The sequence below is a fragment of the Kytococcus sedentarius genome (genome assembly GCF_041937525.1).
Lineage (GTDB): Bacteria > Actinomycetota > Actinomycetes > Actinomycetales > Dermatophilaceae > Kytococcus > Kytococcus sedentarius_A.
Genome location: NZ_CP169391.1, coordinates 466,906 through 488,359, shown reverse-complemented (window position 1 = coordinate 488,359; position 21,454 = coordinate 466,906). Strand labels below are relative to the sequence as shown.

The window sequence follows — 21,454 nt, the reverse complement described above, 5'->3', positions numbered from 1 at the left end:
CGCACTCATGCGTCGACCTCCGGTCGCTCGATGGGTCGGTCGGTGTGGCGCAGGCCGTAACGAATGAACTCGTCGTCGGCGTGACGGCTGAGGGCATCACGGTCGCCCTCACTCCGCTCCGCCGCGATCTGCCGGTCCACGCCCTCACCGAAGCTGGTGAGCAGGGCCACGCCCATGCCGAGCACCACCAGGTAGACACCGATGTCGAAGAACGCGGGCGTGACCAGGTGCAGGTTGCCCAGCAGCGGGAAGTCCAGGTCGAAGACCCAGCTCTGCAGCGGCTCGCCGCCGGCCACCATGCCCAGCACACCGGTGGTGACGGCCAGGAACAGCCCGCCACCCATCAGCGTGCCGGAGAGGATGGGCGCAGCGGCCCGCAGCTCGTCGCCCTCGCCGGCCAGGTACCGGACGGTCAGGGCCAGGGTGGCGATCAGACCACCGGCGAAGCCACCGCCGGGGGCGTCGTGACCCACGAGCAGGACGAACAGGCTCCACACCAGCATGCCGTGGAAGATCAGACGGGTCACGACCTCGAGCACGGCGGAACGGCGCGTGGCCTTCATGCGGCTCGCGTCGGCGAGCCAGCGGCTCCCCTCGGTGTCCGGCTCGTGGTGCACCGCACGGCGGGTGCGGGACACCGAGGCCGCGGCGCGGGCCGTCTCCAGCACCTCCTCGCGCAGGAAGACCAGGCTGGCCACACCGGTGGCGCAGACCAGCACCACGGCGATCTCACCCATGGTGTCCCAGCCTCGGGTGTCCACCAGGATGACGTTCACGATGTTGTGACCGCCGCCCTTGGTGTAGGCGGTCTCCAGCAGGCCGCCGCTGGCCGGCGGGTGCATGCGCGAGGCCGCGGCCACCAGGGCCACGATCGCCAGCACCCCGGCGACCCCGACGGCAATGGCGATGCGGGCCAGGCGCTCCATGGGCCGCGGGGTGTCCGGGAAGCGTCCCGCCATGCGCCGCAGCACCAGGATGAAGATGACGATGGAGATGCTCTCCACCATCAACTGGGTCAGGGCGAGGTCAGGGGCGCCGTAGAGCATGAAGAGCGCAGCGGTGCCGTACCCGGTGACACCCACCAGGATCACCGTCCGCAGGCGGCGGGTGGACAGCGCCGCCCAGAGGGCCGCGCCCACGGTGACCAGCGCGACCCCGAGCTGGGCCCAGGAGTCCATGACCTTGTACTGCGCGGGCAGGGGCACCTCCTGCACGGCCATCACACCCACCGGCACGGCCACGCTGACGGCGAAGATCAACCCCAGGGTCACCGGCAGCGAACCGCGCTGCGAGGCGCCGGTGACCGAGAGGGCCATCCGGTCGACGCCCCGCATCGAGACCAGGAAGGCGCGCTCGGCGCCCGGCAGGTCCAGGGCGGCCACGCCGCGCTGGAAGGCGTTGATCTGGCGGCGACGCAGGTGCAGGACCACACCGACGGCGAAGGTGAGCGCCGTGAACGCCAGGACCGGCGTCCACCCGTGCCACAGGCCCAGGTGGAGCGGGTGGTCCGATGCGGGCCACCAGCCGGAGTAGTTGCCGAGCCAGGGCTCCAGCACCGTCTTGCTCGTCAGGCCCAGCACGATCGTGCACACGGCCAGCAGGGCCGGGCTGAACTGCAGGAAGAAGCCCGGGGCGTGCACCTCGGTGAGCGGCTTCGTGCGCTGGGTGCGGAAGGCACCCCACAGGAAGCGCGCCGAGTAGGCGAAGGTCATCATCGAACCGACGAGGATGAACACGAAGGCGGCGCCCTCGACCGTGAACCAGCCGTGCTCCAGCGGGTTGAAGACGGTGAAGGCACCCTCCTTGCTCACGAAGCCCAGCAGCGGCGGCAGGCCCGCCATGGAGGCCGCGGAGACGCACGCGGTGACGAACAGCACCGGCATGCTGCGCGAGAGACCGGAGAGGCGGCGCAGGTCACGGGTGCCGGTGCAGTGGTCGATGGCGCCGACCACCAGGAACAGCGAACCCTTGAACAGCGCGTGGGCCACCAGCAGGGTGAGACCGGCCAGCGCGGCGTCCTGCGTGCCGTGCCCCACCACCAGCACCAGGAAGCCCAGCTGCGAGACGGTGCCGTAGGCCAGCACCAGCTTGATGTCGACCTGTCGCAGCGAGCGCCAGGCACCCAGCAGCATCGTCGGTCCGCCCAGCAGCAGCACCGTCCACTTCCAGACGTCCAGGTCCGCGAACGCCGGGGCGAACCGGGCGAGGAGGTAGATGCCGGCCTTCACCATGGCCGCGGCGTGCAGGTAGGCACTCACCGGGGTCGGTGCGGCCATGGCACCGGGCAGCCAGAAGTGGAAGGGCAGCATCGCGGACTTGGTGATCGCCCCAACCAGGAGCAGCGCCACCGAGGCCGTCACCAGGACACCCGCCTCGGGCGGGTGAGCCATCAGCCGGCTGATGGAGTAGGTGCCCGAGGCCTCCCCCAGTCCGATGATGCCGACCAGCATCGCCAGACCACCACTGGCCGTGATGACCAGGGCCTCCATGGCCGCGGAGCGCGAGTGGCGGGAGGTGATGCGGTGCCCGATGAGGAGGAAGGACAGCACCGACGTGATCTCCCAGAACACGTACAGCACCAGCATGTTGTCGGTGGTGACCAGTCCCAGCATCGCCCCGGCGAAGGCCGTCAGGGAGCCGGCGAAGAGGCCCAGCCCCTTCTCGTCGTCCTCGAAGTAGCCGACGCAGTAGATGAGCACCAGCGTGCCGATGAACACGACCACCATCGCCAGCACCCAGCTGAGGGCGTCCAGGCGGAAGTCCAGGTTCATGCCCAGCTGGTGCACCCAGGTCCACGACTCGGTCACCGCCGGGGGCAGACCGGCCTGCCCCTGCCCCACCTCGTGGTGGGGGTGGTCGGTCGAGCCCGCGTGCACCGCCGGCGCCCGGGAGACCAGGTAGACCACCGAGGCCAGCGAGGGCAGGGCCAGCGGCAGGAACGCCTTCGATCCCAGCGCACGCACCAACATCGGGGCACAGAGGGCAGCCACGAAGTGCGCCAGGATCAACGCGAGCATCGGCACCCCCTGGGGTGTGGGCTGAAGGAGCGGGACGGGGAGGAGTCTACGGTTCGCCTCACAGGATCTGGGTGAGGGTGTGCAGGGTGAACCCGACCAGTCCGCCGACCACCGTGCCGTTGATCCGGATGAACTGCAGGTCCCGCCCCACGTAGGACTCCAGCAGGCGCGAGGTCTCGTGGGCGTCCCAGCGCTCCACCGTGCCGGAGATGACGCTCGCCACCTCCTGACCGTGGCGCTCCACCAGCCCGGCCACCACCTCGGCGCTGCGGCGGTCGAGCACCGTGCAGGCCCGGGGGTCGTCGGCCAGGGCACCGGCCCCGTCGGCCAGGGCCAGGGCGAGCCGGCGTGGGAGGGGCCCGTCCGGGTCGGCCAGCGACTCGGTCAGGACGGTGGCCAGGCCCTCCCACAGCTCGGCCACGGTGCCCGCGGCCGAGGGGTCGGTGAGGATCCGCTCCTGCATGCGGGCCATCGCCTCGGCCGTGGCCGGATCGTGCTGGAGGTCGCCTGCCAGGTCACCGAGCAGGTCGTCCACGCTGGCCCGGATGCGGTGGTCAGGGCTGCGTTGGACGTCCTTCGCCCAGCCCAGCAGCTCGGCGTGGATGCGGGAGACCACCGCATCGTCCACCCACTGCGGCGACCACCAGGGGGCCCGGGTGCGGACGATGAACTGCACCCGGTCCGGGTTCGCCTCCAGCCACTGGACCGCCTCGTCCACCACCAGGTCCACCAGACGGTGGTGCGAGCCGGTGCGCAGCACCTCCTGCAGCCAGCGTCCTGCCAGGGGGGCCAACGGCTCCTGGGCCAGCCGGGGCAGGAGCTGCTCGGCTGCCAGCTCGCGCACGGTCTCGTTGTCGGCCGCCCGCAGGGCACGACGCAGGGCCGGCAGCATCTCTGTCACCACCGTGCGGGCGTGGTCCGGGTCGGACACCCACCCGGCCACACGGCGACTCACCCCCGCCTGCACCCACCGCTCGGTGACCGTGTCCGGGGTGAGGAAGTTGGTGGCCACGAAGGACTCCAGCGCGGCACCGATCTCGTCCTTGCGCCGCGGGATGATCGCCGTGTGCGGCACCGGGATGCCCAGCGGGTGGCGGAACAGGGCGGTGACCGCGAACCAGTCGGCGATCGCGCCCACCATCGCGGCCTCTGCGGTGGCGTGGAGGTAGCCCCACGGCCCGTCCTCGGGGGTCAGCAGGAACACCAGGGCCGCCAGGGCCAGCAGCCCGGTGGCCACCCACTGCATCCGGCGCAACGCCTCACCATCGGGCCTCATGGCGTCATGGTTCCACGCTGCGGCACGTGCGCCGTACGCACGCCGGCTCGCCGCGGCGCGTGGCCGGGCACGCCGCGGGGCGTGGCCGTACCCTGAGCGCATGCCGACGCTCGCGCCCCTCTCCCAGCACCTCCGAGACACCGCAGCGGCACACCCCGGAGTGGTGGCGCAGCGGGAGCTGGTGGACGACGTCTGGCAGGAGTGGACCTACGCCGAGCTCTCCGACCGTTGCCTGGGGCTGGCCGCCCACCTGGTGGCCACCGGGGTGCAGGCTGGCGACCGGGTCGCCATCGTCTCCCCCAACTGCCCGGCCTGGACGGTCGTGGACTACGCCGCGATGTCGACCGGTGCCAGCGTGGTGCCGGTGCACCTGGCCTCGGGCACCGAGCAGAAGACCTACGTCCTGCGCCACAGCGCGGCGCACGTGGTGGCGGTGCTCGGCGACGAGGAGCTCGCCCGGGTGGCTGAGCTCCTGCGGGGCGAGCAGGTGCGGCAGGTGCTCGCCATCGAGTGCTCGCGGTCTGCCCGGGAGAACGCAGCCGAGGTGCTGGGGGCGGAGGTCGTCGACCTGGAGGAGGCCATCCAGGCCGGCCACGCCGCCCCGGCGAGTACCCAGCAGGAGGTGGCTCACCGCATCGACACCGCCACCCTGGACGACCTCGCGACCGTCCTCTACACCTCGGGCACGACGGGCACCCCCAAGGCGGTCCCCCTGACCCACCGCAACCTCACCACCCAGTTCGCGACCATCGCCGAGCGGTTCGACTTCACCCCCGGCCAGCGCTCACTGAGCTTCCTGCCCCTCTCCCACGCGCTGGAGCGGGCCTGGACGGCGTTCGGGGTGCAGCAGGGGCTCACCATCGCCTACTGCCGCAACCCCAAGGAGGTGCAGCCGCTGCTGGCCGCCGCCGAGCCCCAGGTGATGGTGAGCGTCCCCCGTCTCTACGAGCGCGTGTACGCCGGTGCCCACGCGAACGCCGACGGCTCCTGGATCACGCGGGCCCTGTTCGACTGGGCCCTGCGGGTGGGTCTGCGGCGCAACTGGCGCCGGCGCAGCGGGCAGCGGGTGGAGCCCTGGGCGGAGGCCGCCTACCAGGTGGCCGACCGACTGGTGCTCCACCGCATCCGGGACGTCCTGGGCGGCCCCAAGACCTGCATGGCCGTGGGCGGTGCGGCGCTGCGCCGCGAGGCGGAGGAGTTCCTGCTGGCTGCCGACCTGCTGGTCTCCCAGGGCTACGGGCTGTCGGAGACCTCTCCGGTGATCTCCTGCCCGGGCGTGCGCGACTGGCGCTTCGGCACGGTGGGGCGCCCCATCCACGGCATGGAGGTGCGGATCGCGCCCCAGCCGGACGGGCCCGACACCCCGGGTGTCGGTGAGATCCAGGTCCGTGGCGACGGGGTCTTCGCCGGCTACCTCCCGAACGCCGACGGGTCGGACCCCAACGAGGGCGCGTTCACCGATGACGGGTGGTTCCGCACCGGTGACCTCGGGCGGCTCGACGACGACGGGTACCTGACCCTCACGGGACGCTCGAAGGAGATCATCGTCACCGACGGCGGTCGCAACATCGCCCCGGCAGCCATCGAGGGGGTGTTGGACAGCGACTCCCTCATCGAGTACTCGATGGTGGTCGGTGATGGCCGGCCCTACCTGGCGGCGGTCATCTCTCCCGATGCGGCGGCGTGTGCCGAGGCCTTCCCCGACGCCTCGGCGGATGAGGTGGCCGAGGCCATCACCGAGCGCGTCACCGAGCTGACAGCGGAGATGGCCCGCTACGAGCGGATCACCAAGGTGGTCGTGGCCGACGAGCCGTTCACGATGGAGGGCGGCGAGCTCACCCCGACCCTGAAGGTGCGTCGTGCCGTGGTGGCCGAGAAGTGGGCCGACGAGATCGACGCCCTCTACCGCTGAGCGGTGCTGGCCGCGAGCACGCCGGGGACGCATCAGTCCTTGGGCGGCAGGAACACGATGCGGTCGCTCAGCTCGAAGGCCTGCACCACGTCGAGCACCGTGTCGTCGGGGTCGCGCACACCGAACACGACCGGGAAGGTCGTGGTCTCCCCCATGCCCAGGTCCTGAGCGGGCAGGGAGTTGATGCCGTTGCCCGCATCGAAGACCCGTGAGGCCTGCTCCCCTGCGCTCTGCCCACCGATGCGGAAGTCGCTCAGGCGGAACTCCTGGGGGGACCGGTTGGTCAGGGTCACCTCGAACAGCAGGAACTGGCTGAACCCGTCGATTCCGGCCGCGGCGCTGGAGGGCACGAACGACTCCCCGGTGGTGATGTGGGCCACCAGGCCCGACTCCCACCGGTAGGCCTCGCCGCGATGCGGGATGCCGGGCTCCTCGACCACCCTCCCCCGCGAGTCGGCGGGCTGGTCCCCATCGTCTCCGGGGCTCTCCGCCGGGTCGTCGGACGGGCTGGGATCATCGTCCGCCTCAGAGCTGGACTCGCCCTGAGAGGGGCTGGTTCCGTCGTCGGGCGAGGTGTCCTCACCGGGGTCGTTCTCGGGGTCCGACCCATCGGTCGGCACGATCGGCCCGATCGACGGGCCGCCCTCCGATTCACTCGGAGCGTCACTGTCGGAGGTGGGGTCCGGGTCACTCTCCCCGTCGGTGGCGGGGTCCGAGTCCGTGGGGCTCGGGGACTCCTGATCGGAACTGGGTGACTCCTCCTCGGGGGACGTCTCCGCAGGGTCCGTCTCCTCGGTGCTCGTCTCGTCAGTGGTCGTCTCGGACTCGCTGGGCTCGGTGCTGATGCTGGCGTCGGTGGGACTGGACTCCTCGGTCGGGTCGTCTCCGCCGATGCCGATGGAGATCCCCCCGCACCCGGCAACCAACGTGCTCGTCAGCACGGCACCGGCCACCAGACCGGTCGATCGCTGCCACCCGCGGGCCAGAAGGCCTCCCCGCGAGGCAGGCGTCACCACGAGCCCGGCCTTCACAGGCGCCACCGGACGGCCCCGCGACGAGCGGCGGCTCGGCAACGACATCATCCCCATGTCTCCTGGTCCCTCGGCATGCTGGCGCCTCATGGTACGCCCGTGCCGCGAGGGCTGGGGAGCAGCACAGCCGCTGCACGTGTCCTCTCCTGCCGTCACCCGGGCCCCAGCAGCACAGGTTCTGGACACCCAGTGGCCGAGCCAACCCCACCTCGTGCGGCAGCCGAGCTCGACTCCGTAGGTGGGGTGGCTGGGCATGGTGGTCCTCTCTGAGCGGTCCGGGGTTCAGTCGTGGATGTGGATGGTGGCTGCGCCGGCGTGGTCGTGGGTGATGTGGTGGGTGACGCCGGGTAGTTCGATGATCCGGTTGTGGCGTCCGCAGACCGGGATGGCGTTGGACAGGTCAGTCCGCCCCCTGGCTCCCCGCGAGGCCGCTGTCGTCTGTCCCAGGGGTCCAGGGGCATCCGGTTGCCCAGTGTCGTCGGGGTGTCCGGGGTCGCCGGGGTGCTCGGCTGCTCCGCCGCAGTGCTCGGTGTGTCCGTCGGGGTGCCCGGTGCTGTGGGGTGGTGGTTCGGGTGGTGCCCATCCGGGGGGTGTTCCGCGGGTCGAGGCCCAGGGGGTGGCGTGGTGGAGTTGGCACCAGGCGAAGGGTCGGTCGCAGTCCTCGACGGCGCACTCGCTGTAGAGGTGGGCCAGGGCCATGCGTTGGGTCTCGGTGAAGAAGCGCCGTTGTGTTCCCAGGTCCAACGGGAGGGACTCTCCTCCCATGACGGTCGGGATGATCCCGGACTGGGCTGCCAGGCGGCGGACCTGTCCGGCCGAGAGCTTCTGGCCGGTGTCGGTCGTGCCCGCCCGGTCGGTCTCACCGCGGAGGGATTCGAGGTCGGTGGACACGATCACCGTGTACGAGGTCCTGGTTCCCAGCCGGTCGGTGGGCAGGTGGTCGATCAGCTCGACCAACGCCTGGCCCTTCATGGTGGCCCAGTCCTTGGCCACCTCACCCGCCTCGAAGTCCGCGCCCGTGGCGCTCGTGGCACCAGTGCTACCCGGGCTGCTTGCGGTGGTGTGGTGCTGGTTCTTGCGGCGGGTGGGTGAGGACAGGGAGGCCAGGTTCTTCTCCAGGGCCTTGGCCTGCAGGGTGGGCAGGGCGAACTTGCCGTAGGAGATGCCGTGGCCGGTGTGGTGGACGGTGAAGGACGCGTTCGCGTAGGCGTGGTCCTCCTCGGCGGTGATCAGGGCGTTCTCGTGCTCATCGACCACGCGCGCGGGGACCGGGAGGGCTTCCAGGAGGCGACGTGCCGCACGCCGCAACGAGGAAGGGCGCAGGGTGCGGGCACGGTCGACCAGGTGCACCTCGATCGTGTGGCGCTGCTCGACAGTGACCCAGTCCGGGGCCTTGGCCAACGCGTGGTGGATGACCAGGGCGTGCTCCTTGGACATCCACCCCTGATCCAACGCCACCCCCACCGGAGAACGGTCACAGTTCCGGGGTGGAGCTGGAGCATCAGGGCTGGTAGCTGGTGGTGCGGGGGTGGCGTTGCCCAGGCCTTCGGCCAGGTCGGCATCCTTGGCTGCGGAGGGTCCGTCCATGCGGCCTCCGGAGGCGAAGAACTGTGCCTCGTCCAGGTGGCGGCCGCGGCCGGCTTCGCGTTCGGTGCGGGCGACCGCCCCCAACCGCAGGCGGGCGGAGTCCAACCGGTTGCGGGCCCGGAAGGTCTCCTCATCCAGGGCACGGACCAGGTCCATCGGCACCCCGGCCCCACCACCGCCACCACCGCCAGTGTCGGAATCCCCGAGGGCGGCTGAGGGGGTGTCTGCCGGTGCAGAGAGCTCGGCGATCGAGGCGAGCAGCTCATCGAGCCCCGCGTGCAGACTCTCCAGTGCCCGCGCGACCCGCAGCCCCGCCCCCGACACCACACCCCCAGAGCCTGGCCTCACGCGCGCTCCAGGGGCGCCCGTGGCCAGTCCACCACTCATTGTGGGTTGGGCTGCCACGGGAACCACCCCCTTGCTCGTTCGGTTCGGCTGGAGGATCCCCGCCTCCTGCCAACACCCCCACCATAGTACAAACAACCGACACACGCAACCCCGAACTAGAACATGTGGACGAGCAGAGGGTCCCGCCGCCACGACCACCCCACCTGTGGACAACCCCCCACAACCCCCACATCCCAACCCCACCCGCATCCGCCACCCGCAAGCCCCAACCACCCGCCACCGCACCCCGGAAGTGAGACACTGGCCCCTGCCCACCACCCAGGGCACCGCCTACCCCACAAAGGAGTGACAGTGGCGCTCAGCGTGTTCGACCTGTTCTCGATCGGCATCGGCCCCTCCAGCTCGCACACGGTCGGCCCCATGCGCGCCGCCGTCCAGTTCGCCGAGCGCATGGAGAGCGAGGGCGTCCTCGACCGCACCCACCGCATCCACGCCCAGCTCTACGGCTCCCTCGGCGCCACCGGCGTCGGCCACGGCTCCGACAAGGCCGTCCTGTTGGGCCTGGCCGGCGAGCGCCCCGAGATCTGCGACCCACGCGCCGTCGAGGGCACCCTGGAGACCATCCGCCGCGAGAAGCGCCTGTCCCTGCTGGGCAAGCACGAGATCGCCTTCGATGAGGACAGCGACCTCGTCCTGCATCGTCGCAAGTCCCTCCCCGTCCACCCGAACGGCATGTCCTTCACCGCCTACGACGAGGCGGGCGAGGTGCTCAGCGACCACGTCTACTACTCCGTCGGCGGCGGTTTCGTCGTCAACGAGAACGCCGACGGCTCCTCGGCCATCGTCGAGGACGACACCCCCCTGCCCCATCACTTCACCACGGGCGACCAGCTCCTGGAGATCTGCCGCGACACCGGCATGACCATCCCCGAGGTCATGATGGCCAACGAGACCGTCTGGCGCTCCGAGGCCGAGGTCCGCGAGGGCCTGCTGAAGATCTGGGAGGTCATGAAGGAGTGCGTCCACAACGGCACGCACGCTGAGGGCACTCTTCCCGGCGGCCTCAAGGTGCCCCGGCGCGCCCCCGCCCTCTGGGAGGCCCTGGAGGAGGCCGGCAAGGAGTCCAACGACCCCCTGCACGGCATGGACTGGATCACCGTGTACGCCCTGGCCGTCAACGAGGAGAACGCCTCCGGTGGCCGCGTGGTGACCGCCCCCACCAACGGCGCCGCGGGCATCATCCCCGCCGTCCTGCACTACTACGTCGACTTCGTCCCCGGCGCCGACGACCAGGGCGTCATCGACTTCCTGCTGACCGCCGGCGCCATCGGCGTCATCTTCAAGGAGAACGCCTCCATCTCCGGCGCGGAGGTCGGCTGCCAGGGCGAGGTCGGATCGGCCTGCGCCATGGCCTCCGGCGCGTTCGCCCAGGTGATCGGCGGCACCCCGCTGCAGGTGGAGAACGCCGCCGAGATCGGCATGGAGCACAACCTCGGCCTCACCTGCGACCCCGTCGGCGGTCTGGTGCAGATCCCCTGCATCGAGCGCAACGCGGTCGCCTCGGTGAAGGCCATCACCGCCGCCCGCACCGCGCTGCGCGGCGACGGCTCCCACATCGTCAGCCTGGACAAGGTCGTCAAGACGATGCGGGAGACCGGCGCGGACATGAAGGTCAAGTACAAGGAGACCGCCCGGGGCGGACTGGCGGTGAACGTCATCGAGTGCTGAGGCGCCCGCCGGAGAAGGACCCAGCCAGCGCCGTCACACACCACAGCGCCCGCCCTCCACTGCGGAGGGCGGGCGCTGTGCACTGTCGGCCCGGCGGGTGGCACGCACCCGCCGGCCCCCTCAGCGTCGCGCGTTGTAGAACGGGTTGTTCTCCTTGCGCCACATCAGCACGATGATCACCAGCGACAGCGCGGCCACCAGCAGTGAGATCAGGGTGGGCAGGATGCCCGTCTGCGCAGCGTTCGGCATGACCAGGCCCACCAGGGTGAACAGGATGTTCAGCACACCCAGCACGGTGCCGGTGATGCGCGCCCAGTTCATGCCCTTGCCGTTGGCCCACGCGTGCAGGAACCACAGCAGGGCGCCCAGCACACCGAAGATCACGGCGAACACGATGCCGAAGGTCACGCTGGCGTCGATCACCGACTCCGTGACCTCCTGCCCGGAGGCCTCCAGCTGCTCACGCACCGCGTCACGCATCTGGTCGCCCATGAAGAAGGCCGGCACCATGCCCAGCAGCTGGATGATTCCGCCCAGCCACATGAGCTTCACGGCGAGGTCGAGGGCCTTGGGACGGGTCACCGGGCCACGCTGGCCGGGGTGCTCGTCGAGGGAGGGGGCGGGCTGGAAGCCACCCGGCTGGTTGTAGGTCATGGGGTTCCCTTCGTCGATGACTGTGTGTGGATGTGGACGGGATGTCGATGGGGTCAGCGCGCCAGTCGCTGCCCTCTCGCCCCCAGTGTCACGCCCTCACGCCGCGCCCGACACCGCGCCACGCCCGACCACGGGCGGAGATTTCCGCCGTGGATCCCCCTGTCACGCAGGGAGCACGCTCACGCGTAGAACGCGCGGTTCTCCCCTCGCCACATCAACCAGATGATGACGGCGGCCAGCACGATGGTCACCAGGTGGCCCACCAGTGTGAGGACGTCCACCCCCACGAACACCCCACTGAGGAGCGAGAACGTCGAGGAGACGATCGCCAGCACACCCAGCACGGTGCCGGTGATGCGCGCCCAGTTCATGCCCTGACCGTTGGCCCACGCGTGGAGGAGCCAGAGGCCCACCGCGATGAGCGCGGGGATGAGGGACAGGATCGCTCCCCCGACCCCCATCGTGACGCCCTCCACGGTCGTGAACAGCTCTCCGCCGGAGGACGCCCCCAGCACGCCGAGCACGACCAGGAGCCCCGCCATCCAGCCGAGCAGCTCCAGTGCGGCACCGAGCCACATCAGCTTCACGGCCAGGTCCACCGACGGCGGGCGAGCCACGCTCTGCCCGTTCCGGATGCGGTAGATCGCCATCGTTCCTCCTCCTCGCGTCGGGCGGCCCTTCGCCGCCGCGGGTCCCCCTGTCAGGCAGACAGGCTGTCACGCATAGAACGCGCGGTTCTCACCACGCCACATCAACCAGATGAGGACGACGGCCAGCACGATCGTCCCCAGCTCGATCACCAGGTCGACCTGGTTGAGGCCCGCCCACCTGGTGTTCGCCACCATCCACGTCGATGCGGCGACCGTCAGCAGTCCCAGCACGGTGCCGGTGATGCGGGCCCAGTGCATGCCCTTGCCGTTGGCCCATGCGTGCACGGCCCACAGGCTCACGGCGATCAGGAACCAGGAGAGGGCCATGATCGCCCCGATGATCGTCAACGGGAGAAGCCGCTCGAACTCGGGGTCGCGCCTGCTGGCGGGGTCGAACACGTGGAAGATGATCAGCAGCGACAACACGAAGTCGACCACCTCCAGTGCGGCGCCGAACCACATCAGCTTCACGGCCACGTCCACCGACCGCGGACGCGCCACGCTCTGCCTGTTCTGGATGCCGTAGGTCGTCATCGTCCCTCCTCGTTGCGCCGGGCAACCCCTTCGCCCGGCCCGCTCATGATGCCAGCGCCGTCTGCGCCGCCTCCCGCGCCCGGAGGGGGTCCGATGCGGTGAGCACCGCCTCCGCCGCCGCGCGGCACCGGGCGTGGGTGACGCGGGAGAGCCGCTCGCCCACCGCGCTCACCGCACCGGCCGCCATGGAGAGCGAGCTCACGCCCATGCCCACCAGCACGCAGGCCAGGTCCGGGTCGGCAGCCGCCTCGCCGCACACGCCCACCGGCGTCCCCGCATCGGCCCCGGCCCGCGCCGCGTGCTCCACCAGGCGCAGCACCGCGGGCTGCCAGGGGTCGGTCAGGTCTGCCAGCGAGGCGGCCATCCGGTCGGCGGCCATCGTGTACTGCGCCAGGTCGTTGGTGCCGATCGAGACGAAGTCCACCTCACGCACCAGCGCCTCGGCCTGCAGCGCCAGGGCCGGCACCTCCACCATCACCCCGGCCCGCAGCCCCCGCCCGCGCACCTGCCGCGCGAAGGTCCGCGCCTCGGCGAGCGTCGCCACCATCGGCGCCATCACCCAGGCGTCCCCTGCGTCCACCCCCGCGTCGGTCACGGCCTGCGCCACCGCATCGAGCTGCCGTTCCAGCAGCCCGGGGTCCACCTGCACCAGCCGGTACCCGCGCACGCCCAGGGCGGGGTTGGGCTCGTCGGGCAGGGTCGCGAAGGCCAGCGGCTTGTCCGACCCCGCATCGAGGGTGCGCAGCACCACCTTGCGCCCGGCGAAGGCGGAGAACACCTCGGCGTAGCGGGTCGCCTGGTCGGCCACGGTGGGCTCGGTCCGAGCGTCCAGGAAGAGCAGCTCGGTGCGGAACAGCCCCACTCCCTGCGCGTGCCCGGCCGCGGCCGCCCGCGCCCCGGCCCCGTCCTGCACGTTGGCCAGCAGCTCCACGTCCGTCCCGTCGGCCGTGCGCGCGGGCCCGCTCCAGGCCTCGATGCGGGCGCGCCGGTCGGCGTCCGCCGCCACCCGGGTGGCCGCCTCGTCCGCATCGATCCCCGCCTCGACGGTCCCGGCCCCACCGTCCACCAGCACCGCCTGCCCCGCCGGCAGCTCCTCCAGGCCCGCGACCCCGACCACGCAGGGGATGCCGTGCTGCCGGGCAATGATCGACGTGTGGCTCGTCGGCCCGCCGGCGCTGGTCACGATGGCCACCACCCGCTGCGGGTCCAGCCCCGCGGTGTCGGCCGGCGCCAGGTCCTCGGCGCACAGCACGGACGGCTCGGCGGGCGTGGGCACCCCCGGCTCGGGCTCACCGGTGAGCTCGGCAATCACCCGGTCCCGCACGTCGCGCAGGTCGGTGGTGCGCTCGGCCATCACTCCCCCGAGCTTCTCGAAGGTCTCGATGAAGCCCCCGATGGCGTGCGTCGTCGCCACGGGTGCGGACTCACCGGCCTGGACCTTCTTGCGCGCCTGCTTGGCCCACCCGGTGTCGCGCGCGATGCCGGCCGTCGCCGTGAGCACCTCTGCGGCGGCACCGCTCACCGCCGCTGCCCGCTGCTCCAACCGGCCGGCCACCGCCTCGATGGCCGCTGCCAGCCGCTCGGCCTCCCCGGCCCGCTCGGGCTCGGGCAGCTGCGGTCCGCTGGTGGGCGCCTCGGGGCGGGGTCGTGCCCACACCACGGGGGCGTGCACCACCCCGGGCACCACGGGGGTGCCGGTCAGCGGACGGGTCGCGGCTGCGGGGGCGCTGGGCACGGGTTTCCTCCAGGGTGTGTGTGGGAGCACGCGGTGATGGGGGCCGCGCGGTACGAGCTCCCAGTGTGCCCTCCGGGGGAGCCACCGGCGGGGCGGCCCGGTCAGCGCGTCGCACCCCCTGTCCCGTGGCACCCTGTCCCCCACTGACCTGCCGCCCGCCGCGGCCCACACACCCTGGAGGACCCCCCATGCCCAGCAAGACCGTCACCGTCGGCTCCGCCGTCGGCCTGCACGCCCGCCCCGCCGCCGTCATCGCCGCTGCCGCTGGTGAGATCGACGCCGACGTGGAGATCGCCCTGGGCGACGGTGACCCGGTGGACGCCTCCTCCAGCCTCATGATCATGACCCTGGGCGCCGCCAAGGGCGATGAGGTGACGGTCCAGTCCGAGGACGAGGCCGCCGTCGAGAAGATCGCCGCCCTGGTGGAGCAGGACCTCGACGCCTGAGGGCCCCCGGGCCCGCCCCCACCCCCGCCACCCCCGCACCACCCCCGCAAACTGTCGTCTCCTCGTCCAACCTGACCCGTGTCAGCACGTCAGGTTGGACGAGGAGACGACAGTTTGTGCGTGGAGCACCGTGGTCGGCCGTTCGACAGCGACCCCTCCTCCACAGCCCCACCGACCGTCCCCGGCCCGGAGCGCCGATGGGGCGCGACGCTGCACCCATGGACCGGCAGACCACTCCAGGACCAACCCGTCAGAGCCCCACAGCGCAGGCTGGTGCATCCAAGCCCCCCGAACCCGGCACTGTGCACCTCCTCGACCACGCGGAGTGGCGGGACGGCGTCACCACGCTCTCCCGGCTCGAGAAGGTCCACGTGTCCCCTTCCTCGCTGGCGCGCGCTGTCCGGCTCGGACTGTGCTGGCGTCCGGCTCCCGGCATCGTCGCCCGAGGGGGTCGTCCGGACGACCCTCGAACAGTTCACCGCCTCCGCACCCTCGGGTACCTCCTGCAACGCCCCGGGGAGTGCGCCGCATCGGGCACTGCCTTGGCGATGCGGGGCCTCCCCTTGCTCAACCGGCCCCAGGTGGTGCACCTCGGTGGCCAACGCACCCGCATCCGGCAGGGATCCGGCGCCCTCCGCCTCCTGCCCCACCATGCACCTTCCGAGGTCATCGTCCCGCCCGGTTGCTCCGAGACCTGGACGAGCAGTGACCTGCCGCGAGCACTGGTGGCACACGCATCGGACAGGGAGTCGACGGTTGCTGCAGCCCTGGTCCCCCTCGATGCCGCGCTGCAGCGAGGGCTCGTCGCCCTCGATGAGGTGAGCGAGCTGGTCGAGCCCAACCGGTGGGGAGTGCGCAAGCTGCGGGCGGTGCTGGACCTCGCGGACTCCGGGAGCGAGTCTCCCGGCGAGACCCTCACCCGACTGGCATTGGTGCGGGGCGGTCTCCGTCCCATCAGCCAGGTGCGGATCACGACCCGGGAGCGCACCTATCGGGTGGACCTGCTGCTGGAGCTCGAGCGGGTGGTGGTGGAGTTCGACGGCGCGGTGAAGTACGAGGGGCTGCAGGGGCGCGAGGCCCTCGTGGCGGAGAAGCGACGCGAGGACGCGCTCCGCGAAGCCGGGTACGGCGTCCTGCGCGTGACCTGGCGGGAGGTGGTGGCAGCGGATGCCACCGAGCGGCTGCTCCATCGGGTGCGGCAGCTCACCCGACAGGCAGGGCGTTACCCGGGTGGGCGCTAACCCCATCCCGGTTCTGCCTTCTCCTCGTCCAGCCTGACCCGTGCCCACACGTCAGGCTGGACGAGGAGAAGGCAGTTTGCGGAGGGGCGGGTGGACGTGGGCCCACCGGTCCGCGCCATGGGGTGTCAGCAGCCCGTGCGACTCACCCCAACGGCCTGATCCACTGGCCGCGGCGCAGCACCCCGCGCACGGTCCAGGTCTCGTCGAGCACCACCGCATCGGCCCAGGTCCCGGGCGCCAGCCGCCCCACATCGGCCGCGCCCACCATCGAGGCCGGCGCACTGGTGGCCGCCCGCAGCACCGCCTGCGGCTCCACCCCTGCCTGCTCGATGCAGTGGCGCACCGCCTCCGCCATGGTCAGCGTGCTGCCCGCGATGGCGCCACCCTCCACCAGCCGCGCCACCCCGTCGGTGACACGTACGGCCAGCCCGCCGAGCCGGTAGTCGCCGTCGGGCTGCCCGGCCGCGGCCATGGCGTCGGTGACCAACACGGCCCGATCGCCGGCAATACGCATCGCCCCGGACAGGATCGGCGCGGCCAGGTGCACGCCGTCGGCGATCAGCTCGATGCACACGCGCTCGTCCTCCAACGCGGCGGTCACGGGCCCGGGCTCACGGTGGTGGATGCCCCGCATCGCGTTGAACAGGTGCGTGGCGGCCGTCGCGCCCGCATCGAACGCCTGCGTGGCCACCTCGTGGGTGGCGTCGCAGTGGCCCACCGCCGCCACGATCCCCCGCGCCGCGAGGTGCCGCACCAGGTCCAGCCCGCCCTCGAGCTCGGGGGCCAGGGTCACCATGCGCACCGCCCCGCCGGCCGCGGCCTGGATGCGGTCGAACGCGGCCACCTGGGGGGTCTGCAGCAGCGCCGGGTCGTGCGCGCCCCGGTGGTCCGGGCTCAGCCACGGGCCCTCCAGGTGCATGCCCAGCAGCTCACCAGAGGCGGCGAAGGGCGCCAGGGTGCGGGCGCGATCGCACAGGTCGTCGACGGACTCGGTGACCGTGGACGCCATCGAGCTCGTGGTGCCCGCAGCGCGGTGCGTGGCGAGCACCTGGACGATGCCGTCCGCGTCGTCGGAGAAGGAGGCTCCCCCGCCGCCGTGGCAGTGGACGTCCACGAAGCCCGGAGCCACCAGCCAGCCCGCCGGCAGCTCGACCGGCGTCTCCCCCCTCTCCGATGCGGGGGGCGCGCCCGCGGCGTCGTCCCCCACCTCCCCCGGGACGAGCGCGGCGACCCGGTCACCCTCGATGTGGAGGGTGGCCGGGCCGCCGAGCTGGTGGCCGTCGAAGACGCGGGAGGTGGTCAGGAGCATGGCTCCATCCTCACCCACTGCGTCCACCGCGTGGCCGGGTGGCGTGGCCGGGTCGCGAGCGGGTCGCGGTGGATCAGGCCGAGGTGTCGGCCTGCACCATCGAGTCCTGGCCGTCGTCCTCACGGCCAGGGGTCTTGAGGTTCCACCAGCGGATCACGACGCGGAAGACCACGTAGTAGATCACTGCGTAGACCAGTCCGATGCCGATGAGCCACAACGGGTTGGTGGCGATGTTGAAGTTCAGCGCGTAGTCGATGAACCCGGCCGAGAAGCCGAACCCGTCCTTGATGCCGAGCCAGTTCGTCAGCGCGATGGACGAGCCGGTGAGCACCGCGTGGATCACGTACAGCGGCCAGGCCACGAACATGAACGCGAACTCCAGCGGCTCGGTGATGCCGGTGAGGAAGCTGGTCAGGGCGGCGGAGATCATGATGCCGCCGGTGGCCTTCTTGTTCTCCGGCTTGGCCTCGTGCCAGATGGCCATGGCCGCGGCGGGCAGGGCGAACATCATGATGGGGAAGAAGCCGGTCATGAAGGCACCGGCGGTGGGGTCGCCGTTGAGGAAGCGGGCGATGTCACCGGATGCGACCTCACCGTTGGCCAGCTCGAACTCACCCAGGGCGAACCACGGGATGTTGTTCAGCACGTGGTGCAGGCCCAAGGGGATCAGCAGACGGTTGGTGGTGCCGTAGACGAAGCCACCGAGCACGTCGTTCGCCGCGACCCACTCCGACAGCCCCGTCAGACCGATGTCGAAGGGCTTGTAGATGAAGCTCATGAGCACGGAGATGACCAGCATGACGAGCGAGGTGATGATCGGCACGAAACGGCGGCCGCCGAAGAAGCCCAGGTAGTCCGGCAGCTTGATGCGGTGGTACTTCTGCCACAGCCAGCCGGCCACCAGACCACTGATGATGCCGCCGAAGACCTTGAAGTCGATGAGCTCCTGCTCCTCACCCTCGGGCGGCTCACCCAGGATGAAGGGGCTCATCGCGTCGCCCACGCCCTTGAAGACGAGGTAACCGACCACGGCCGCCAGGGCCGTGGAGCCGTCGGCCTTGCGCGTCATGCCGATGGCCAGACCGACCGCGAACAGCAGCGGCAGGTTGTCGAAGAGGGCACTACCGGCAGCACCGATGACGGCGGCGGGCGTCTCCCAGCCCAGACCGTCCTCGCCCAGCATGTCCGGCTGGCCGAAGCGCAGCAGCAGGGCGGCGGCGGGCAGGGCGGCGATCGGCAGCATGAGCGACTTGCCGAACTTCTGCAGCCAGGCAAAGGCGGCGCTGTCGGTGAAGCCACGCTTGTGCGTGGTCGTGTCGCTGTCCGTCAGCAGCTCGCCGTCCTCGGGCGGCTCACCGGCGAGACCGGTGTCGTCCACGGTGCTCATGGTCGTACTCCTTGTGTGTCCTGCAGGGGTGTGTGAGTGAGTCCTCGAGGCACGGGATCTGTGCCTCGCCGCGACGCGAGCGCCGACCGGCGGCGAACCGACTGGCCTACGGTGGGCCCAGCAGTTCCGAGAGGGCCATGACACCACGCCGGAGGGAAGTTTCCATGGACGCCGACACCCGTGTCGGAGCGGGCCAGCACATGGCCGCCGAGATCGCCGAACAGCCCGCTGCGGTCGCCCGCACGCTCACCCATCTGGCCGGGGCGCGGGACGACCTGGCCGCGCTGCTGCAGGGCGCGCGCCGGGTCTCGTTCAGCGCCCGCGGCTCCAGCGACAACGCCGCCATCTACGGCCGCTACCTGATGGAGGCCCGATGCGGGTTCGCCTCCGGTCACGTGGCCCCCAGCATCGCCACCCACTACGGGGCCGACGTGGACCTGGACGGCACCGTGGTGGTGAGCATCAGCCAGTCCGGCCGCACCGAGGAGATCGTGGCCGGTCAGGAGTGGGCCCGCCGCAACGGGGCGCGCACCGTGGCCATCACCAACCACGAGGACTCCCCGCTGGCCACCGGGGCCGACGTCGCCCTGGTGACGCAGGCCGGGCAGGAGCAGGCCGTCCCGGCCACCAAGACCTACACCACGCAGCTGGCCGCGGTGGCGGTCCTCGGCTCGGTGGCCAGCACCGTCCGCGCCGGGCGCACGGGGAACGGAAGGAACGACGCCTGGGCGGCCGATCTCGCCCGCATCCCCGAGGCGATGCAGGAGCTCCTCGACCGCTCCGAGGCGGTGGGCCCGCTGGTGGCCGCCTGGCAGGACCGCCCTGACCTCGTGATCACCTCCCGCGGCCTGTGCCTGGGCACCGCCCTGGAGACCGCCCTGAAGGTGGAGGAGACCTGCCTGCGCTCGGTGCGCTCGTACTCCTACGCAGACCTGCGGCACGGCCCCATCGCGGCGGTGGACGACAGCGAGTCCATCACCCTGGTGGCCCCGGCGGACGGCCCGATGGTGGCGCCGCTGGCCGACCTGGCCGGTCAGGTGGCCGAGCGGGGCGCCACGGTGGTCGGCATCGGCGGGGACGCCGCGTTCGCCGCGGCCGTCGGCCACCACGTGCCGGGGCCGGACCTGCCCGAGCACCTCGCTCCCCTGGGCCTGGTGCTGCCGGGACAGCTGGCCTGCCTGGAGCTCTCCCGGTCGATGGGGCTGGACCCTGACACGCCCGGCGGACTGCGGAAGGTCACCCGGACCGACCGCTCCTGAGGTGACATGATCGGCCCCACCCCATCCACTCCCCCTGGAGGAACCATGGACACCGCAGAGAAGATCCTGGCCGCGCTCGGCGGCGGCGACAACGTCGTGGACATCGAACCCTGCATCACGCGGCTGCGCACCACCGTGAAGGACCCGGCCAAGGTGGACCAGGCGGCCCTGAAGGCCGCGGGCGCCCACGGCGTGATGGCTGCCGGCACCGTGGTGCAGGTCGTGGTGGGCCCGCAGGCTGACAACATCGCCGAGGACATCGAGGACCTCCTGTGACGGACGTCCTCGCGCCCTGCGCTGGGACGGTCGTGCCGCTGGCCGAGGTGCCGGACGAGGTCTTCGCCAGCCAGATGGTGGGCTCCGGCGTGGCCATCGACCCGCTGCGGCCGCACGCCGCCCCGGGTCGGGTCACGGTCGTCTCCCCGCTGGCCGGCACGCTGCTGAAGGTCCACCCCCACGCCTTCGTGGTGATGGGCGAGGGCAAGGGCGTGCTGGTGCACCTGGGCATCGACACCGTGCAGCTCCAGGGCGAGGGCTTCGAGGTCCACGTCACGGAGAAGGACTCCGTCGCCGCCGGCGACCCGGTGGTCTCCTGGGACCCCGCCGCCATCGACGCCGGGGGCCGCAGCGCGCTGGTCCCCGTGGTGCTCATGGATTCGGCCGCTGACAGCGTCGACCCCGCCGTCTCCGGCGAGGTCGATGGCGGGCAGCTGCTCTTCGCCTGCTGAGGCGGGGAACCCCTCAGCGCGTGGCCGCCGGCGGTGCCAGCGGGCGTTCCCCGGCGGGGGCCAGGTGGTCGCTGGAGTCGCCCCGGAGCGGCTGGTACATGGTGAACGAGTCGAACCAGCGCGACGAGGCCGGCAGGAAGAGCAGGCCCGTGGCCACCACGCCCACCCCGAGCATCACCGCGGCCAGCACCTGCATGGCCGCGTTGTGGGCCACGCCCCCGCCCAGGGTCCAGCTCAGCAGGGCGATCAGCCCGGTGAGGAAGAAGCCCACCACGATGCCGCGGTTGGGCACGCCTCCGCGCAGGGTGACGACCGCGCCGGTGAGCCACATCAGCGCCGAGGAGACCCCCAGCACCAGCGAGGTGCCGTTCACCACCTGGCGCATCTGCTCGGCGTCCCCGGTCCATCCGCGGACCGCGGCCTCGCGCAGTCGCTCGGTGTCCTCGGTGGGCATCACCAGCCCGGCGGTCTCGATCCACCACCCCTGGGTGGCCCCCAGTGCCCACACCAGCGAGAGCCCGGCGCCCAGCACCATCAGGGCGGCGGAGGCCGGGACGGCGGTCGGCCTCTTCGGTTGGCGTTCGTTGCGCGTCATCGCGACTCCTCCTGCGG

At 71.6% G+C, this 21,454-nt stretch carries 18 protein-coding genes; 7 read left to right on the top strand and 11 right to left on the bottom strand.

The genetic code is table 11. The features are described from left to right. Nucleotides 1-5 precede the first annotated feature (5 nt). Together ACEY2A_RS02250 and ACEY2A_RS02245 are read right to left on the bottom strand one after the other, a co-directional pair. The gene (locus ACEY2A_RS02250; RefSeq protein ID WP_374929265.1) at nt 6-3,017 is read right to left on the bottom strand and encodes a Na+/H+ antiporter subunit A; all 3,012 of its coding nucleotides are present in this window, start codon (nt 3,015-3,017) and stop codon (nt 6-8) included. Nucleotides 3,018-3,075: 58 nt separating this feature from the next. Then, nucleotides 3,076-4,293: a DUF445 domain-containing protein gene (locus ACEY2A_RS02245; protein WP_374929264.1), complete on the bottom strand. Its 1,218-nt coding sequence runs from the start codon at nt 4,291-4,293 to the stop codon at nt 3,076-3,078. Between the two features lie 100 nt (nt 4,294-4,393). On the opposite strand from ACEY2A_RS02245, the gene ACEY2A_RS02240 reads away from it, so the two are divergent. Beyond that, nucleotides 4,394-6,205 (top strand): AMP-dependent synthetase/ligase, encoded by a 1,812-nt coding sequence (locus tag ACEY2A_RS02240; RefSeq protein WP_374929263.1) that lies wholly within the window; start codon nt 4,394-4,396, stop codon nt 6,203-6,205. Nucleotides 6,206-6,237: 32 nt separating this feature from the next. Here ACEY2A_RS02240 and ACEY2A_RS02235 read toward each other — a convergent pair whose 3' ends face one another. Both ACEY2A_RS02235 and ACEY2A_RS02230 read right to left on the bottom strand, forming a co-directional pair. Further along, nucleotides 6,238-7,326 (bottom strand): hypothetical protein, encoded by a 1,089-nt coding sequence (locus ACEY2A_RS02235; RefSeq protein ID WP_374929262.1) that lies wholly within the window; start codon nt 7,324-7,326, stop codon nt 6,238-6,240. 192 nt (nt 7,327-7,518) lie between these two features. Beyond that, the gene (locus ACEY2A_RS02230) at nt 7,519-9,171 is read right to left on the bottom strand and encodes a DUF222 domain-containing protein (RefSeq protein ID WP_374929261.1); all 1,653 of its coding nucleotides are present in this window, start codon (nt 9,169-9,171) and stop codon (nt 7,519-7,521) included. A gap of 351 nt (nt 9,172-9,522) precedes the next feature. On the opposite strand from ACEY2A_RS02230, the gene ACEY2A_RS02225 reads away from it, so the two are divergent. Further along, the gene (locus tag ACEY2A_RS02225; protein WP_374929260.1) at nt 9,523-10,899 is read left to right on the top strand and encodes an L-serine ammonia-lyase; all 1,377 of its coding nucleotides are present in this window, start codon (nt 9,523-9,525) and stop codon (nt 10,897-10,899) included. A 120-nt stretch (nt 10,900-11,019) separates the two neighbouring features. Here the strand turns inward: ACEY2A_RS02225 and ACEY2A_RS02220 are convergent, their stop codons facing one another. From ACEY2A_RS02220 to ACEY2A_RS02205, 4 genes are all read right to left on the bottom strand, one after another. Then, the gene (locus ACEY2A_RS02220) at nt 11,020-11,553 is read right to left on the bottom strand and encodes a hypothetical protein (protein ID WP_374929259.1); all 534 of its coding nucleotides are present in this window, start codon (nt 11,551-11,553) and stop codon (nt 11,020-11,022) included. A gap of 179 nt (nt 11,554-11,732) precedes the next feature. After that, on the bottom strand, nt 11,733-12,203 hold the full coding sequence (locus ACEY2A_RS02215) for a hypothetical protein (protein WP_374929258.1): 471 nt from the start codon (nt 12,201-12,203) through the stop codon (nt 11,733-11,735). 66 nt (nt 12,204-12,269) lie between these two features. Continuing rightward, nucleotides 12,270-12,737: a hypothetical protein gene (locus tag ACEY2A_RS02210; RefSeq protein WP_374929257.1), complete on the bottom strand. Its 468-nt coding sequence runs from the start codon at nt 12,735-12,737 to the stop codon at nt 12,270-12,272. 43 nt (nt 12,738-12,780) lie between these two features. Continuing rightward, nucleotides 12,781-14,472: a phosphoenolpyruvate--protein phosphotransferase gene (locus tag ACEY2A_RS02205; RefSeq protein WP_374929256.1), complete on the bottom strand. Its 1,692-nt coding sequence runs from the start codon at nt 14,470-14,472 to the stop codon at nt 12,781-12,783. 188 nt (nt 14,473-14,660) lie between these two features. Here ACEY2A_RS02205 and ACEY2A_RS02200 point away from each other — a divergent pair, with 188 nt between their 5' ends. After that, on the top strand, nt 14,661-14,918 hold the full coding sequence (locus ACEY2A_RS02200; protein ID WP_374929255.1) for an HPr family phosphocarrier protein: 258 nt from the start codon (nt 14,661-14,663) through the stop codon (nt 14,916-14,918). Nucleotides 14,919-15,466: 548 nt separating this feature from the next. Beyond that, a complete protein-coding gene (locus ACEY2A_RS02195; protein ID WP_374929254.1) occupies nt 15,467-16,159 on the top strand; it encodes a DUF559 domain-containing protein in 693 nt (230 codons plus the stop codon). A gap of 142 nt (nt 16,160-16,301) precedes the next feature. On the opposite strand, the gene nagA is transcribed toward ACEY2A_RS02195, so the two are convergent. Together nagA and ACEY2A_RS02185 are read right to left on the bottom strand one after the other, a co-directional pair. Further along, complete coding sequence (gene nagA, locus ACEY2A_RS02190) at nt 16,302-17,468, bottom strand: N-acetylglucosamine-6-phosphate deacetylase (RefSeq protein ID WP_374929253.1); 1,167 nt, start codon at nt 17,466-17,468, stop codon at nt 16,302-16,304. Nucleotides 17,469-17,541: 73 nt separating this feature from the next. After that, complete coding sequence (locus ACEY2A_RS02185; RefSeq protein WP_374929252.1) at nt 17,542-18,855, bottom strand: PTS transporter subunit EIIC; 1,314 nt, start codon at nt 18,853-18,855, stop codon at nt 17,542-17,544. A gap of 164 nt (nt 18,856-19,019) precedes the next feature. Between ACEY2A_RS02185 and ACEY2A_RS02180 the strand changes: the two genes are divergently transcribed. From ACEY2A_RS02180 to ACEY2A_RS02170, 3 genes are read left to right on the top strand one after another with little or no spacing between them, the layout of a single operon-like run. Then, nucleotides 19,020-20,114: an SIS domain-containing protein gene (locus tag ACEY2A_RS02180; protein WP_374929251.1), complete on the top strand. Its 1,095-nt coding sequence runs from the start codon at nt 19,020-19,022 to the stop codon at nt 20,112-20,114. 6 nt (nt 20,115-20,120) lie between these two features. Beyond that, on the top strand, nt 20,121-20,390 hold the full coding sequence (locus tag ACEY2A_RS02175) for a glucose PTS transporter subunit EIIB (RefSeq protein WP_374929250.1): 270 nt from the start codon (nt 20,121-20,123) through the stop codon (nt 20,388-20,390). Next, nucleotides 20,387-20,842: a PTS glucose transporter subunit IIA gene (locus ACEY2A_RS02170; RefSeq protein WP_374929249.1), complete on the top strand. Its 456-nt coding sequence runs from the start codon at nt 20,387-20,389 to the stop codon at nt 20,840-20,842. Before ACEY2A_RS02175 ends, ACEY2A_RS02170 begins: the two co-directional genes overlap by 4 nt. 13 nt (nt 20,843-20,855) lie before the next feature. On the opposite strand, the gene ACEY2A_RS02165 is transcribed toward ACEY2A_RS02170, so the two are convergent. After that, complete coding sequence (locus ACEY2A_RS02165; RefSeq protein WP_374929248.1) at nt 20,856-21,437, bottom strand: hypothetical protein; 582 nt, start codon at nt 21,435-21,437, stop codon at nt 20,856-20,858. Nucleotides 21,438-21,454 lie beyond the last annotated feature (17 nt).